This is a genomic window from Mycolicibacterium rhodesiae (assembly GCF_002086695.1).
Taxonomy (GTDB): Bacteria; Actinomycetota; Actinomycetes; order Mycobacteriales; family Mycobacteriaceae; genus Mycobacterium; species Mycobacterium rhodesiae.
The window spans coordinates 776,656-792,353 of the sequence record NZ_MVIH01000001.1 but is presented as its reverse complement, the minus strand read 5'-3'; the positions used below and the strand labels follow the sequence as shown (position 1 = coordinate 792,353).

Genomic DNA, 15,698 nt, shown 5'->3' with positions numbered 1-15,698 from the left:
CGCGAGACTACTTCCCCAGGGGTGCAAGAATCTTCGTTGTGGATCGGCCCAAGCCGCGGTGGATACCCGCCCGTCTGTGGCCCTGGCTCAGCAACCGCTGGGTTCAGGCCGTGCTCGTGATCGCGCTGTTCGCCGTACTGGGCGTGGTTTTCATGTTGACCTCGGACCGCAAGGACAGCGACTACTGGGCCGGCTACGCCAACGGGCAGCGGTGGGTCGACGCCGGCGGCTACCAGGCGCACGAGGAGTCGATCGCGGCCTACTGCGCGGGCCAGGCCGCCCAGCACGCCGCAAGTTACCAGCGCGGCTGCGTGGACGGCGCGCACAACGCCATGCACTGACTCGGACCCCTCCGAAAGCGGTTGGCTACTGCTGAGATTGGGCCGGAATCGACTCGGTGTTCGCCGCCCTGGCCGCTGGATTGGGCCACGGGCTCGGCACCGGACGTGGACGCACCCGCTGCGGCCACCAGAACCACCGGCCCAACAGGGCGGCGATCGACGGCGTCATGAACGACCGGATCACCAGCGTGTCGACCAGCAGGCCCATGCCGATGGTCGTGCCGACCTGGGCGATGACCGTCAACTCGCTGAAGGCCATGGCCGCCATCGTCACCGCGAACACCAGGCCCGCGGAGGTGACCACCGAACCGCTGCCGCCCATCGCGCGGATGATGCCTGTCTTCAGCCCGGCCGGGATCTCCTCCTTGAGGCGCGCCACCAGCAACAGGTTGTAGTCGGAACCGACCGCGAGCAGGATGACGATCGCCATCACCATCACCATCCAGTGCAGCGGACGGCCAATCAGGTCCTGCCAGATCAACACCGACAAACCGAATGACGTGCCCAGCGACAACGCCACCGTGCCGACGATCACCGCGGAGGCCACCACGGCTCGGGTGATGATCAGCATGATGATGAAGATCAGGCACAACGCGGCCAACCCGGCAATCATCAAGTCGTAGTCGGCGCTGTCCTGCATGTCCTTGAAGCTGGCCGCGGTACCGGCCAGATAGATCTTGGAGCCCTCCAGCGGGGTGCCCTTGATCGCCTCGAACGCCGCGTTCTTGATCGGGTCGATATGGCTGAGGCCCTCCGGCGACATCGGATCACCCTCGTGAGAGATGATGAACCGCACCGCTTTTCCGTCCGGCGACAAGAACATCTTCATGCCGCGCTTGAAGTCCGGATTGTCGAACGCCTCCGGCGGGAGGTAGAACGAGTCGTCGTTCTTGGCCTCGTCGAACGCCTTGCCCATCGCGCTCTGGTTTTCCTGCATCGCCGCGATCTGGTCCTGCTGACCGGACTGGGTGCTCTGCAGGGTGAGCTGCATGGTCCGCATCGAGCGCATCGTGTCGATCATCGGCGGCATCAGGGTGCGCATCTGGGCCGTCAACAGGTCCAGCTTGTGCAGATCCGGTACCAGGACCTGGAAGTCGTCGGTCATGGTGTCGATACCGTCGAGGGTGTCGAAGACCGACCGGATCGAGTTGCACACCGGGATGTCGAAGCAGTGCGGTTCCCAGTAGAAGTAGTTGCGGATCGGCCGGAAGAAGTCGTCGAAGTCAGCGATGTGGTTACGCAACGTCTGGATGTCGGCCAACGTCAGGTCCATCTTGCCGACCATGCTGTGAGTCACGGCGTTGAGCTGTCCGAGCAGGTCGTACATCTTCGTCATCTGATTGATGGAGACGTTCATGTCGTCGCCCATCTTCAGCATGTCCTTCATCCGGTCCTGCATGTAGGACTGGTTCAGCGTCTGCGTGGTGCCTTGCATACCGAGCAGGAACGGGATCGAGCTGTGCTCGATCGGGGTGCCCAGCGGCCGGGTGATGGTCTGCACCCGCCCGATGCCCGGGGTGTGGAAGATGGCCTTGGCGACCCGGTCGATCACCAGGAAGTCGGCGGAATTGCGCAGGTCGTGATCGCTCTGCAGCATCAACAGCTCGGGGCTCAGACGGGACTCCGGGAAGTGCCGCTCGGCAGCCGCGAAACCCTCGCTGGCCGGGATGTCGGCAGGCAGGTAGTGCCGGTCGTTGTAGTCGGTCCGGTAGCCGGGCAGCGCAAGCAGCCCGATCAGGCAGACGAAGGTCGTCGCCACCAGGATCGGACCCGGCCAGCGGACGACGGCGGTGCCGATGCGTCGCCAGAAGCGTTCACGTGACGCAGCTTTGGGCTCCAGCAGGCCGAAGCGGCTGGCCGCGGTGACGACGGCGGGACCGAGTGTCATCGCGGCGGAAACGACCACCACCATGCCGACGAAGAGCGGAACACCCATCGACTGGAACATCGGGCTTCGGGTGAAATGCAGACAGAACAACGCGCCGGCAATCGTCATGCCGGACCCGACGATCACGTGTCCGGTGCCGTGATACATCTCGTAATAGGCCGACTCTTTGTCGGCGCCCTTGCTGCGCGCCTCCTGATAGCGGCCGAACAGGAAGATGACGTAGTCGGTGCCGGCCGCGATCGCGACCATCACCAGCAGGTTGACCGCGAACGTCGACAGCCCGATCAAGTGGTGATAACCCAGGAAGGCCACCACGCCGCGGGCCGCCCCCAGTTCGAGGAACACCATCACCAAGGCGATCAGCACCGTGACGATCGAGCGGTAGACGACCAGCAGCATCACCGTGATGACGCCGAACGTCAGGCCGGTGATGATCTTGAGGCTGCGGTCACCGGCGATGTGGGTGTCGTTGATCAGCGCCGACGACCCGGCCACATAGGCCTTGATCCCCGCCGGCGCGGGCACGCTTTCGACGATCTTCTTGACGGCCTCGACCGACTCGTTGGCGATGCCCTCGCCCATGTTGCCGACCAGGTAGGCCTGCACGTAGGCGGACTTTCCGTCGGCGCTCTGCGAGCCGGCCGCGGTCAGCGGGTCACTCCAGAAGTCCTGAATGTGCTCGACGTGCGCCTTGTCGGCCTCGAGTTTCTTGACGATCTCGTTGTAGTACTGGTGCGCGGAGTCGCCGAGTGGCTGATCGCCTTCCAGCACGATCATCACCGAGGTGTTCGATTTGAACTCATGAAACGTCGTGCCGATCGTGCTCATCGCGACCGACGACGGCGCATCCATCGCCGTCATCGGTACCGACTGCATCTGACCGACGACCTCGATCTGCGGCACCACGATGTTGGTGATGATGGTCAGCGCCAGCCAGCCCAGGATGATCGGAACCGACAACCAGCGGACCCACTGCGCGATGTGGGGCCGCTTACCGGGCCCAGCCTCGGGCTTTTCGTCCTTGTTGAGCAGGATCATGCGGACTTGACCAGGCAGAAGGTCTGCGCGTTCACCCCGGTGTTGGTCTTCTCGTCCTTGAGCTCGCCATTGACGGTGATCCGGCAACCGATGGTGTCACTGTCGCCCTGGGCGACGATGTTGGCCGAAGCGGCCGGCGCAGTGGTCGTCAAAGTGATCGACCACGGAAGCGTGACGTCACGCACGATCTGCGGCTGGGCGTCGAGGTCGAGGTAGTTGATGGTCGCAACGGCTCCCGGGGGGCCGTAGATCTCGTAGACCACGGTCTTCGGGTTGAACGGCTTGGTGTCATTGGCCAAGCCGCTTCCGGGCCTGGTCGTCTCGGTCTTGCCGAACACTCCGTGCAGGCGGAAAACGCCGAAGGCGGCGATGGCGATCACCAGAAGGATCACGATCGGCAGCCATACCTTGCGCAGGAGCTGCAGCGGCCCGCGACGCTTGGTGCGATGACCTGCGGGTTGAGTCTTCTGCGTGTCGAGGTCGGCCGGTGCGTCGTCCGCCGGCGCGCCCGAGGCGGCATAGGTCTGGCTTTCCAGCGTCACGACCGGACCCCCTTCTGGCCTCGCAGATCAGCCTGTCGATTCACCGCGGCCCCATTTAGCACCGCTACATAGTAGGACTAACGGATCTTGTCAGCATAACCCGTGTGATCAGCCTCATGGGCCGCCCGAGTTTCTGACAGGTGTCACAACCGATGCGGTTACTCGATGGTGGCAGAGAGCCCGAATTCGCCGAGCACCTTACCTACCGAGGCCTTCAACAGGTCTTTGCTGTTCGGGCCACCGGGACGCCACGCCGAAACCGAGAGCGACACCTCACCGTTGACCTGACCCGACGCCAGGAACAACGTGCCGCCGAGCCGGTCGAGGATGTCCGCGGTGATCCGCGACTCCAGCTGACGCACGACGATGTGGTCGGCGTCGGTGCCGTCGGGCCGGTTCACCGCCGGGTCCAGCTTGCCGAGGTTGGAACAGCCGATCGGCGCGCCGGCTCCGAGCGCCATCCCCTCCAGTCGGCGCGCCAGTCCGGGCGGGATCAGCGGTGCCAGTGCCACCGGACCCAGCAGCTCGAAGCGGCTCTCCGACAGCGCGGCCAGGTTCTTCTTCAGTTCGGCACGCACATCACGCAGCGTCTGCGTGACGTTGGCGGGATCGATGCTCACCGTCATCCCGGTCAGCGCGTTGGCCCGGGTGTCACCCTCGGTACGTTCGCTGACCGGGAACTGCAGCCGGACCCGACCGGTGTCGTCGACCCGACCCTGCTCCTGGCCCAGCTTCGCGGCGATTCCGGCGAACAACGAATTGCTGGTTCCACCAAGGCTTTCCATACGCTCTTGCCACTGATTCTCGTCGATGTAGGCGACCAGCGCAGGCACGGTGACAAGGCGGCTTTCGTCGATCTTGGCCGGCGCAGGCGCTGACCGTCCGGCCGACGAGGTCAGTTCATCACGGTTGTTGCGGGCCAGCTTCACCGCGGCACCGATCGCCTTGGCGAAGTCGGGCACCGCACGCACCAGCCCCGCGGCGTCTTCGCGCAGTGCCTGCCCGCGGGTACGGGCGTGGGGCTGGGGGTAGCCGAGGTCCCAGGTCTCGCCGCGGGCCGCCTGGTTGATGGCCAGGGTGATCGCCAGCCCGTCGCAGATCGAATGTGAGGCGATCAGCGTGATGACTGCCCCACCCTCGGTGAACGGCTGCACGGCCAGCCGCCAGGACGGACCGTCCTCGGGATCGATCGGGACGCGAATCTGCTCGTCGAGCCAGTCCAGCGCCTCGGCACGTGGGCGGGCGGCCGCCGCGACGTCGATGTCGGCCGGACCGGTCCACGCGACCCAGTGGTCGCGGCCGAACGGCAGCGGCGAGCGTTCGATCCGCCGTCCCAACAGGCCGCGGCCCAGGTTGTGGTGGAAGCGCCGCAGCCCGTCGAAGTCGACCGGGTGCTCATAGATCCAGGCGTACTGGGCCAGCGGTCCGCGACCGAGCGCCCGCAGTCCGAGGAAGGATCCTTGATCGATGTACGCCAGCGTGGAGTCCACACCGGCCATCGTAGGCGGGAGCGGTCTCACCGCTGCGTAGGCGCGGCGCCTTTCTGCTTGAGCTCCACGCCCAGTTCCTCAGGAGGCACGAGATGCCCCTGTGCGCAACGGATTTCGACGGTCGCGTCCGCGCCGCAGTCGAGGTGCGTCAGCCGCAGTCGGGTGTCTTGGGCGAGATGGCGCCGCCCCCACTCGAACATCGCCCACACCACCGGCATGAGCTCGGTGCCCGACTCGGTGAGCACGTACTCGTCGCGCACCCGCTGCCCCGGCTCGCGGTATGGCCGCCTGGTCAGCAGGCCGGCGTCGACGAGTTCGGCGAGCCGCGCCGACGTGGCGGCCTTGGTGATGCCCACCCGCCGCGCGAAGTCGTCGAATCGGGTGGTGCCGTAGTAGGCCTCCCGGAGGATCAGCATCGCCGACTTGGTTCCGATGACCGCCATGGTCTTTTCGATCGGGCATTTGCCGACCGCCGACCAGGTGTCGCGGTCGGCAAGGGGTCCCTGCAGCAGTGTCACGTAAGTCACTCCATTTCTGAGTTGTTTTCACTATACCTAGGTGTTATAGCTGGGTATAGAGAGCAGTACTCAGCGAGGAGTTCAGGAGGACAACATGGCCGGTTACTCAGGGCGGGACGCCGTCATCGTGGGGGCGGTCCGCACGCCGATCGGCAAGGGCAAGCCCGGCGGCGCGTTGCACGGCGTGCTTCCCGCCGATCTGCTGGCGCACAGCCTCTCCGAGCTGGTCGCACGAACCGGTGTCGACCCCGCAGAGATCGACGACGTCATCGCGGGCGCGGTGACGCAGGCCGGCGACCAGGCGGTCAATATCGCGCGAAACGCGCTGCTGGGTGCGGGCTTTCCGGAGTCGGTGCCCGGGACGACCGTCGACAGGCAGTGCGGTTCGAGCCAGCAGGCGATCTCGTTCGCCGCGCAGGGCGTCATCGCAGGTGCCTACGACGTGGTGATCGCCGGCGGCGTGGAGTCGATGAGCCGGGTACCGATGGGTTCGTCGGTGCTACCGGGCAGCGATCCGTTCGGCACCCGGTTCGCCGAACGCTATTCGGACGGACTGGTGCCGCAGGGCATCAGCGCGGAGCTGATCGCCGCACGTTGGGGGTTGTCACGCACCGAGCTCGACGAGTTCTCGGCCGCCAGCCACGAGAAGGCCGCGCAAGCCACCAAGGACGGGTTGTTCGACAACGAGCTGGCGCCGATCGCGGGCCTGCAGACCGACGAGATCATCCGTCCCGGAACGACGGTGGAGACGCTGGCCGGATTGAAGCCGGCGTTCTACAACGAGGCGTATGCCGCGCGCTTCCCGCAGATCAACTGGGAGATCACGCCGGGCAACTCCTCACCGCTGTCCGACGGCAGTGCCGCGGTGTTGATCACCACGTCGGAGGTCGCCCGCCGGCACGGCTGGAAACCGCTGGCGCGCACCCACACCACCACCGTGGTGGGCTCGGATCCGCTGTACATGCTGACCGGCGTCATCCCCGCGACGGAGAAAGTGCTGGCGCGCGCGGGTCTGACGTTGGCCGATATCGACCTCTTCGAGGTGAACGAGGCGTTCGCCCCGGTGGTGTTGAGCTGGGCCCGCGATACCGGAGCCGACCTGCTGAAGACCAACGTCAACGGCGGCGCGATCGCGATCGGCCACCCGCTGGGCGCCAGCGGCGCGCGGATCATGACGACGCTCGTCAATGCTCTGGAGCAGCGGGGTGGGCGCTACGGCCTGCAGACCATGTGCGAGGGCGGCGGTATGGCCAACGCCACGATCATCGAGCGACTCTGACGTGGCGACCGAGACCCGCTTCGGCGGGGTTCGGGTGCGATACGACAGCACCAAGAGCTATCCCGACCTGGTTGCCGCGCTGCTCGCCGACATCGGCGAGCAGCCGGTGCCGATCGGTGAGATCGGGACCACCAGCGATGACTGGCAGTCATATCAGGCCCGAGTCGAAAAGTACGTCGGGCCAAGCGGATTCATGTTGTTCGCACTGCTCGACCACGGTGCCTGGATCACCAAAGCAGGCATCGGGCGCAAGGTGTTGCGGGTGATCCTCGGCAACCCGCTGATCGCGATCACGATGATTCGCCATGACGTGACCGCGGGCCTGTTCGCCCCGGTCGAGTTGTTGGTCCTCGACGAAGACGGCGGCAGCAGCCTGACCTACGTGAAGCCGTCGTCGCTGATGGTCGTGGAGCCGAACCCGGAGCTGCTCGAGGCAGCCGAGGCACTCGACACAAAATTGGCGGACTTGGCCGCGAAGGTTACCCGCGAAGGACCCGCTGACTGCTGATACCCGGGTTCGATGCGTATGGCGGGCTCGCCGACCATGTCCGTCGATCCGCAGCGGATCGACGACGCCGTTTCCACAGCAGTGCCAGCAATACGACGACCGCGGTCGACGCCGCGACACCCTTCCACGCTGTCTGTTTGCCGCAGCGCTTCGACAGGTGCGTGGAAACCTCGCCTTCCGGTCGACCCGGTTCAGCGGCACGGGACTCCTGATTCGGCGAAGCGCTCGGGTTCCCGGCGCCGCCATCGCGGGGCGCGCGGGGGTTATCGCCACCCTGCACCGGCGGCGACGAATCATCGCCGGCCGGAGGCCATGGATACGTCCAATTGCTATGGGCGGCTGCTTCCTCGGCCGCTTCTGTTTCGGCCTGCCGCTGCTGCCGCTCCTGCGGATCCGGTCCCACTTCAGCCCTCCTCTGTCCGTGCCGCGATTGATCGCGACCCTTGGTGTGCTGGGCCGACACCTTCTGGCCGGAACTCGCAGTGTCCTCAGGCGATCCGGCGCGACTTTCGGCGTGCAGCACCGGAAATCGCGCCCGATCGCGCCGTCAGGCGCGGGTGAGCTCGAACAGTGGGATGACCCGGCTGGTCTTGGACTGGTATTCCCCGAATCCGGGCGCTTCCGCAACGATCTTCGGGTACAGCTCGTTGCGTTCCTCGAGCGGTAGCTCGCGAACAGTCACGTCGTAGGCGTCGGTGCCGACCTCGATGTGCGCCCGCGGGTTGGCCCGCAGGTTGTGCACCCAGTCCGGGTTGGTGTCGGCGCCGGCCTTCGAGCCGATGATGATGAGCTTGCCGTCAACTGTGAAATAAGCCAGCGGCGCCAGCCGCGGCTGGCCGGACGTCGCGCCGGTGGTGTGCAGGAGCAGCAGCGGGCGGCCTTCGAACGGTCCGCCGACGACTCCGGCGTTGGACCGGAACTCTTCGACGATGCCCTTGTTGAATTCGTTCATGTATGCGGCATCAGGTGTATCGGTCATGGCTTGTCCAGCTTCTCGGGTTTGAAATCTATTCCGGATTCCTTGCGCTGTTGCGCGGTGATCGGCGCAGGCGCATCGGTCAGCGGGTCGACGCCACCGCCGGACTTCGGGAACGCGATCACCTCCCGAATCGAATCGACCCCAGCCAGCAGCGCCACGATGCGATCCCAGCCGAACGCGATTCCACCGTGCGGCGGTGCGCCAAAGGTAAAGGCGTCCAAGAGGAATCCGAACTTCTCGCGGGCTTCGTCGTGATCGATGCCCATCATCGCGAACACCCGCTCCTGCACGTCGCGCCGATGGATACGGATCGACCCGCCGCCGATCTCGTTGCCGTTGCAGACGATGTCGTAGGCGTTGGCCAGCGCTGAACCTGGATCGGTGTCGAAGGTCGCCTCCGACTCCGGCATCGGCGCGGTGAACGCGTGGTGCACCGCGGTCCAGTTGCCCGACCCCACCGCAACGTCGCCGGCTGCGGTGGCGTCGTCGGCCGGTTCGAACAACGGCCACTTGACGATCCAGGTGAAGGCCCACGCGTCGGGGTCGATGAGGTCCAACCGTTTGGCGATCTCGATGCGCGTCGCCCCGAGCAGGGAACGGGCGCCCTTGGGGGTCCCGGCCGCAAAGAACACGCAGTCGCCCGGTGCGGCACCGACGTGGGCGGCCAACCCCGCGCGTTCGGTGTCGGACAGGTTCTTGGCGACCGGGCCGCTCAGCTCGCCGTCCTCACCGACCAGGACGTACGCCAAGCCCTTGTGACCGCGCTGCTTGGCGAACTCTTGCCAGCCGTCGAGCGTGCGGCGCGGCTGCGACGCACCGCCGGCCATGACCACGGCACCGACGTAGGGCGCCTGGAACACCCGGAACGGCGTGTCCTTGAAGTACTCGGTGCACTCGACGAGTTCGACGGCGAACCGCAGATCGGGCTTGTCGGTACCGAATCGGCCCATCGCCTCGTCGTAACACATCCGCGGGATCGGCGTCGGGAGGTCGTAGCCGATCGTGGACCACACGACCCTCAGCACTTCTTCGGAGACCGCGATGACGTCGTCGGCGTCCACGAAGCTCATCTCCATGTCGAGCTGGGTGAACTCCGGCTGGCGATCGGCGCGGAAATCCTCGTCGCGGTAGCACCGTGCGATCTGGTAGTAGCGCTCCATGCCCGCGACCATCAGCAGCTGCTTGAACAGCTGGGGGCTCTGCGGGAGCGCGTAGAACGAACCGGGCTGCAGCCGGGCAGGCACCAGGAAGTCGCGCGCCCCCTCGGGAGTCGACCGGGTCAGCGTCGGGGTCTCGATCTCGATGAAGTCGTGGGCGGCCAGCACCGAGCGCGCGGCCGCATTCACCTTGGAGCGCAACCGGATTGCGTCACCGGGACCACCGTGCCTGCGCATGTCGAGATAGCGGTATTTGAGCCGGGCTTCCTCCCCGGCCTGCTCGTCGAGTTGGAACGGCAACGGGGCGCTCTCGCCCAGCACCGTCAGGGCCGTCGCGTTGACTTCGATCTCGCCGGTGGGGATTTCGGCGTTGGCGTTGCCCTCGGGGCGGATACCGACCACGCCCTCGACGGCGACACAGAACTCGGCGCGCAACCGGTGCGCCTGCGCCAGCACGTCGGCATCGTGGAACACCACCTGAGCAACGCCGGACGAGTCGCGCAGATCGATGAAGATGACGCCGCCGTGGTCGCGCCGGGTGGACACCCAGCCCGCCAGCGTGACCGTCTGTCCGGCGTCGGAGGCCCGCAACGAACCGGCGGCGTGACTGCGCAGCACTGAAACTCCTGAAATCGAGAAACGGATGGAAAAGAAAACGAGGGTTCAGTCTATGAGGTGGGCCCGACCGGACATACGTCACCTCGATGTATGGTCTCCCCCGGAGGTAGCCCCGATGACCACGATGTATCCCTGCGAGCGCGTCGATCTGACGTTCATTCGCGACGCGAAGTTCCGCTTCTCCAACAGCGTGGACCTCGCCATCACACCCGAGCAACTGTTCGAGGTCCTCTCCGACGCCGAGTCCTGGCCGCAGTGGGCCAAGGTCATCACCGGGGTCACCTGGACCAGCCCCAAGCCGTACGGCATCGGCACCACCCGCACGGTGAACATGCTCGGCGGGCTGGTGGGCGACGAGGAGTTCCTGGCCTGGGAGCCCTACAGCTACCTGGCATTTCGGTTCAACACCTGCTCGAACAAGGCGGTGGCCGCCTTCGCCGAGGAGTACCGCGTGGACGAGACGCCGGGCGGCTGCCGCCTGACGTGGACCGTGGCGCAGAAGGCGAACGGGCCTGCCCGGTTCGGACTGATCGTCGGCGGGCCGCTGATGAATCTGTCGTTCCGGTGGTTCCTGGCCAATCTGCGCCGCTACACCGACAAGCGGTTCCGCTAGTACAACCCGGCCCACGCCTGTCTGCGCAGCGCGTCGGGGTCGTCGACCGAGACGTCCCTGCTGGAGCGGATGACGCGGGTGGCCCGTCGCGTGGGGTCGTACCGTGGCCAATCTTCCAGTTCGCCATGGGTGGCGAAGTTCAGCCAGGTGCGCTGCATCCGGCGACCCACCGCGGGCTGCACGCGACGGCCGAGCGGATGGATCTTGCGGCCCAGATATGACCCGTAGCTGTGCTGGATGTGCACGATCTCACTGCCGTGGGTGGCGCCGAGGCCCAGCATCCGCAGCGTCCACGTGGTGTGGTCGAACCGGTACACGTGGGTGGTGGCGTGCGGGCTGTAGGCGTCGGCAAAGGCCCACGTCGGGGCGCCGAACATGACGTCGGACCCCACCGCGATCTGTGCCCGCCGCCGCGGATAGTCCGGATAACCGGCCAGCACGCGGTTCCGGGCGTCCGGCGCGACCCTGTCGAAGTAGGCGTCGATCCCGTCGGCAGTGGTCGGCAGCATGGGCGGTTTGGACCACGCGAACATCGACGCCTCGTGGCTGTTGGTCCCCACGATCAGCGGCACCGGATTGACCTCACCGGCCCGCGCCGCGTCGATCGGATGCCTGGGCAACAGGTCCACGCCGTAGGTGAGGCCGTAGGCCAGCGTCGGGGTGGCCTCGGCGCTGCGGCGCTGCATCTCCCCCGCGGCCCGGCGCAGCACCCGCTGCGGCAGCACCGGGAACGCGGCGGGATCGGCGCCGACGAGGTCGACGAAGTCGTGGGCGCGCTTGGCCCGGGTCGCCCGGTCGGCGATGAGCGGCAACGCCGGGCTCTGGGCGATCGCACGGGCGAACAACCCCTCGCCCGCCGGGCTGGCCAGCAGGGCCAGCACCGAGGTCGCGCCGGCCGACTCGCCGAAGATCGTGACGCGCTGAGGGTCTCCGCCGAAGGCGGCGATGTTGTCCTGCACCCAGCGCAGCGCCGCGATCTGGTCGCGCAGGCACAGGTTGTCGGCGAATCCGGCACCGAGGTCGCCGAGTTCGAAACCCCCGAACACGCCGAGCCGATAGGTCACGTTGACCACCACCACGTCCCCGTTGGCGGCCAGCCGGGACCCGTTGTAGAGCTGCAGTTGTCCCGCGCCGTAGACGAAGGCGCCGCCCGGGATCCAGACCATGACGGGCAACGGGGTATCGGTGGCCGGCGCCCAGATCGTCAGGGTCAGGCAGGCTTCGTCGCGGATCTTCGGGTCGTCGCGGCCACCGCCGACGAACGAGCGGCCCTGCGGCGGCACGGGTCCGTGCTCGACGGCGTCGCGGACCCCGGCCCATGGTTGCACGGGGGCCGGAGCACGAAAACGACGCTCCCCGATGGGTTGTTCGGCATAGGGAATGCCGCGCCAAACCCGCACACCACTTTCGGTGGTGCCCCGCAACGCACCGAGGGTGGTGTAGGCCACGGTCGACGGATCCGCGACGACGGTCACGACGAAATCGTAGTGTGGCAAGGTGAACGCGGTGGGTAACCGCACCTCAAGTACCGATCTCGAGGAGTGCTGATGACCTTTAACGAGGGAATGCAGATCGACACCAGCACCACCTCGACCGGTGGTGGCGGCGGTCGGGGCATCGCGATCGGCGGTGGCCTCGGCGGCCTGGTGGTGGTGCTGCTCGCGGTGTTCCTCGGTATCGACCCAAGCCAGGTGACCACTCCGCAGCAGACCCTGCCGCCCGGCGCCGAGCAGTCGGGCTACGACTTGAGCAAGTGCAAGACGGGCGCCGACGCCAACTCCTACGTCGAATGCCGCGTGGTGGCCACCGGCAACTCGGTCGACGGCGTGTGGAGCGACCTGCTCAAGGGCTACACCCGGCCCAGGATGATGCTGTTCAAGAATCAAGTGCAGACCGGGTGCGGACCGGCGACCAGTGATGTCGGGCCGTTCTACTGCCCGGTGGACAAGACCGCGTACTTCGACACCGACTTCTTCGACGTTCTGAAGACCCAATTCGGTTCCAGCGGTGGACCGTTGGCGCAGGAGTACGTGGTGGCCCACGAGTACGGCCACCACGTTCAGGATCTACTCGGCGTGCTCGGCCGCGCCCAGCAGGGGGCGCAGGGCGCCACCGGCGGCAGTGTGCGCACCGAGCTGCAGGCCGATTGCTACGCCGGCGTGTGGGCGCACTACGCGGCCATCACCAAGCAGCCCGGCACCGACGTCACCTATCTGGAACCGTTGACCGATAAGGACATTGCCGACGCGCTGTCGGCCGCGGCATCGGTCGGTGACGACCGGATCCAGAAGCAGGCCACCGGGCGGGTCAATCCCGAACAGTGGACCCACGGTTCGTCGGCCGAACGGCAGAAGTGGTTCACCACCGGCTATCAGACCGGCGATCCCAAGCAGTGCGATACGTTCAAGGCCGCCGATCTGGGCTAGGAAGTTCGGCGCTGACCTCGGCCCGCTCGGCATCGAAGCTGAAATAGCCGGCGATCGGCCGGGTTTCGGGCAACGGCTCGTCATAGCTCCACGCGACGTCGTCGACGTCACCGGCGGCCCAGTAGGTCGCATACCCCTTGTAGTTGCAGTAGCTCGACGTGTTCGTGCGCCGCAGCAGAGCGGTGTGCACATGTTCCGGTGCGACGTACAGCCGCGGGGCCAGCGCGGTTTCGAACACGATCACAGTGTCGTCGGTGTCGACCAGCACCTCGCCTGCGACCAGCACCCGTAGCCGCCGCTTGGTGGGCAGGCAGTCCACCCGGTGGTACGGGTTCGGCGGATAGTGCACCAGGGTTCTGCCCTCCTCCACCCAAGTGTCGACGGCGTCCCACGGCACCCGAACATATCCGGGTGCCTCGGGTTCGGGTTCGGTTGGCAGATCGGCTGTTTCACCCTCGGGGAAGGCATAGCTCAGCGGCACGCCGGCGCGGTGGACCAGCAGCGCGTTCTCGGTGTCGATCACGGTCTGCCCGGCGCGCACTGCCTGCACCCGGCGCAGGTGCGGCTCGACGTAGACGATCGGGGTGCCCACCGGCGCGGAGAACCAGCCGGCCCGGTCCGGACCGAGCGGGCCGCGGCCGGCGACCAGACTCATCGCAGCGCTAGATCCGGGCTTCGGCGGCGATCGCGTTGTCGGAGGTCCGCAGCGGCCGGATCAACGCGTCCTGGGTGAAGGACGCGATCAGCTCTCCGTCCTCGGTGTGCACCGCACCGCGGATGTAGGACATGCCGGCACCGACCTGGGTGCTCTCGTGGGTGTAGAGCAGCCAACCGGTCCAGCTGACCGGCTCGTGGAAGCTGACCGTGACCGTCATAGGCGCGGTCGACACCGTGAAGTGCGACTGTGCGGTGCCGATCCCCTCGTGCGCCCGCATGGTCGTCGAGATGCCGAGATGCCCGGTGAAGTAGGCGATCAGGGCCTTGGCCAGATCGTCGCGCGACGGGATGGGGTCGTAGTGCAGCCACGCGTAGACCTCCGGCGGCCCCACCTCGTCCGGGCTGTTGATGTCGATGACGTCGACGAGCTTGACTTGCCTTCCGTCCATGGGCATTTCGCACACATTGGCCTCACCGGGTCCGGCCACCTGCGGACGCGGCAGGTGGTGGCGGATCACGTCGGCGGTGGGCACATCGGCCAGCACGGTGAACGTCATGCAGCGCTTGTCGTTCTGCGACGCGGTGATGATCGCCGAGGCCGTCGAACGCCCCTCGGAGACGACGTCGATGTCGAGGATGACCGGCGGCCCTACCAGGACCGCGCGGGCGAAGACACTGTGCACCGAGCGAATCGACTTGCCGCCGAACCGTTTTGCTGCCGCCACGATCACCTGCGCCAGTACCTGGGTGCCCTCGACGACCTGCCGTTCGTCGGCGTCGGCGATGCCGGTCGGGGCGATGTAGCGATCCTGGCTCTCAGCTTCGACGTCGAAGAGTTCGAGTAGCCGCGCCACCGTCCACGGGTTCGCAGTGGCTTCCCCGGAATTCGCAGTCATGTGTTCCTCACCTTGTCGCATTCCAGACGGTAACGTCATTCTCGTCACTGTAACCCGACCGATAAGCTGACCCGATGGCCAAGGCCAACGAACGATCGCCCGAGGCGGTGCGCGCCGATCCAGACTCCCGGGAGAGCCGCTTCATGCGCTCAGCCCTGTCGATCCTGGCCGAAACGGGCCGCACCGACTTCACCGTCCTCGAGGTCGTCGAACGCTCAAAGACATCGTTGCGATCGTTCTACCAGCACTTTTCCACCAAGGATGAGCTGCTGCTGGCATTGATCGACACGATCATGGCCGAGTCGACCAAGCACTGGCGCACCGAGACCGACGCACTGCCTGCCGCCGAAGCGATGCGCGTGCTGATCGACCGGATCTGTACGCCGGCCGAGTCCACCAAGCAGGACAGCATCAACAGGGGCCTGACCTACTACAACGACCACCTCGCCGAGTCGCTGCCGCGGGAGTACGCGCGGGTGCTCTCGCCGCTGCACGAGCTGATCGGCGAAATCCTCAACCGCGGTATCGACGAGGGCACCTTCCGGCCCGGCCTCGAAGTGGAGACCACCGCGGCGTTGATCATGCAGGCGGTGCTCGGCGCCATGCGGCTGCGCAGCCTGGGCGCCGAACTCAACGGGGTGCCCATCGACGGCGAGCACATATACGAATTCTGCGTCCGCGGCCTGCTTCCCTGACTCGTCTTCGCTGCTAGACCACCCTTTTTCGACCAACCTGTCGGCCCGCGCAC

15 protein-coding genes are annotated in these 15,698 nt (G+C 66.5%); 6 read left to right on the top strand and 9 right to left on the bottom strand.

Annotated features, from left to right (window positions below; translation table 11 throughout):
* Positions 1-38 precede the first annotated feature (38 nt).
* Complete coding sequence (locus BST42_RS03830) at positions 39-341, top strand: hypothetical protein (RefSeq protein ID WP_083117161.1); 303 nt, start codon at positions 39-41, stop codon at positions 339-341.
* A 25-nt stretch (positions 342-366) separates the two neighbouring features.
* On the opposite strand, the gene BST42_RS03825 is transcribed toward BST42_RS03830, so the two are convergent.
* The 4 genes from BST42_RS03825 to BST42_RS03810 form a co-directional block, all read right to left on the bottom strand.
* Positions 367-3,267: an MMPL/RND family transporter gene (locus BST42_RS03825; protein ID WP_083117160.1), complete on the bottom strand. Its 2,901-nt coding sequence runs from the start codon at positions 3,265-3,267 to the stop codon at positions 367-369.
* A complete protein-coding gene (locus BST42_RS03820; RefSeq protein WP_083117297.1) occupies positions 3,264-3,692 on the bottom strand; it encodes an MmpS family transport accessory protein in 429 nt (142 codons plus the stop codon). Before BST42_RS03820 ends, BST42_RS03825 begins: the two co-directional genes overlap by 4 nt.
* Positions 3,693-3,967: 275 nt before the next feature.
* A complete protein-coding gene (locus BST42_RS03815) occupies positions 3,968-5,308 on the bottom strand; it encodes a hypothetical protein (RefSeq protein WP_083117159.1) in 1,341 nt (446 codons plus the stop codon).
* Between the two features lie 17 nt (positions 5,309-5,325).
* Positions 5,326-5,817, bottom strand: a complete 492-nt coding sequence (locus BST42_RS03810) for a winged helix-turn-helix transcriptional regulator (protein WP_083117158.1) — start codon at positions 5,815-5,817, stop codon at positions 5,326-5,328.
* Positions 5,818-5,911: 94 nt separating this feature from the next.
* Between BST42_RS03810 and BST42_RS03805 the strand changes: the two genes are divergently transcribed.
* Positions 5,912-7,096 carry a thiolase family protein gene (locus tag BST42_RS03805; RefSeq protein ID WP_083117157.1) on the top strand — a complete coding sequence of 395 codons (1,185 nt, stop codon included), beginning with the start codon at positions 5,912-5,914 and terminating at the stop codon, positions 7,094-7,096.
* Position 7,097: 1 nt separating this feature from the next.
* The gene (locus BST42_RS03800; protein WP_237159192.1) at positions 7,098-7,604 is read left to right on the top strand and encodes a DUF302 domain-containing protein; all 507 of its coding nucleotides are present in this window, start codon (positions 7,098-7,100) and stop codon (positions 7,602-7,604) included.
* A gap of 547 nt (positions 7,605-8,151) precedes the next feature.
* Here the strand turns inward: BST42_RS03800 and BST42_RS03795 are convergent.
* Both BST42_RS03795 and aspS read right to left on the bottom strand, forming a co-directional pair.
* Positions 8,152-8,583 carry a nitroreductase family deazaflavin-dependent oxidoreductase gene (locus tag BST42_RS03795; RefSeq protein WP_083117155.1) on the bottom strand — a complete coding sequence of 144 codons (432 nt, stop codon included), beginning with the start codon at positions 8,581-8,583 and terminating at the stop codon, positions 8,152-8,154.
* Complete coding sequence (aspS, locus tag BST42_RS03790; RefSeq protein ID WP_083117154.1) at positions 8,580-10,358, bottom strand: aspartate--tRNA ligase; 1,779 nt, start codon at positions 10,356-10,358, stop codon at positions 8,580-8,582. Before aspS ends, BST42_RS03795 begins: the two co-directional genes overlap by 4 nt.
* 124 nt (positions 10,359-10,482) lie before the next feature.
* On the opposite strand from aspS, the gene BST42_RS03785 reads away from it, so the two are divergent.
* Complete coding sequence (locus BST42_RS03785; RefSeq protein ID WP_083117296.1) at positions 10,483-10,971, top strand: SRPBCC family protein; 489 nt, start codon at positions 10,483-10,485, stop codon at positions 10,969-10,971.
* Here BST42_RS03785 and BST42_RS03780 read toward each other — a convergent pair.
* The gene (locus BST42_RS03780; protein ID WP_083117294.1) at positions 10,968-12,446 is read right to left on the bottom strand and encodes a carboxylesterase/lipase family protein; all 1,479 of its coding nucleotides are present in this window, start codon (positions 12,444-12,446) and stop codon (positions 10,968-10,970) included. The genes BST42_RS03785 and BST42_RS03780 overlap by 4 nt on opposite strands.
* Before the next feature lie 72 nt (positions 12,447-12,518).
* Between BST42_RS03780 and ypfJ the strand changes: the two genes are divergently transcribed.
* Positions 12,519-13,397, top strand: a complete 879-nt coding sequence (ypfJ, locus tag BST42_RS03775) for a KPN_02809 family neutral zinc metallopeptidase (RefSeq protein ID WP_083117295.1) — start codon at positions 12,519-12,521, stop codon at positions 13,395-13,397.
* On the opposite strand, the gene BST42_RS03770 is transcribed toward ypfJ, so the two are convergent.
* Together BST42_RS03770 and BST42_RS03765 are read right to left on the bottom strand one after the other, a co-directional pair.
* Complete coding sequence (locus BST42_RS03770; protein ID WP_083117153.1) at positions 13,375-14,052, bottom strand: DUF427 domain-containing protein; 678 nt, start codon at positions 14,050-14,052, stop codon at positions 13,375-13,377. The two genes, ypfJ and BST42_RS03770, sit on opposite strands and share 23 nt — an antisense overlap.
* A gap of 7 nt (positions 14,053-14,059) precedes the next feature.
* Positions 14,060-14,950 (bottom strand): acyl-CoA thioesterase, encoded by an 891-nt coding sequence (locus BST42_RS03765; protein WP_083117152.1) that lies wholly within the window; start codon positions 14,948-14,950, stop codon positions 14,060-14,062.
* A gap of 74 nt (positions 14,951-15,024) precedes the next feature.
* Between BST42_RS03765 and BST42_RS03760 the strand changes: the two genes are divergently transcribed.
* Complete coding sequence (locus BST42_RS03760; protein WP_083117151.1) at positions 15,025-15,645, top strand: TetR/AcrR family transcriptional regulator; 621 nt, start codon at positions 15,025-15,027, stop codon at positions 15,643-15,645.
* Positions 15,646-15,698 lie beyond the last annotated feature (53 nt).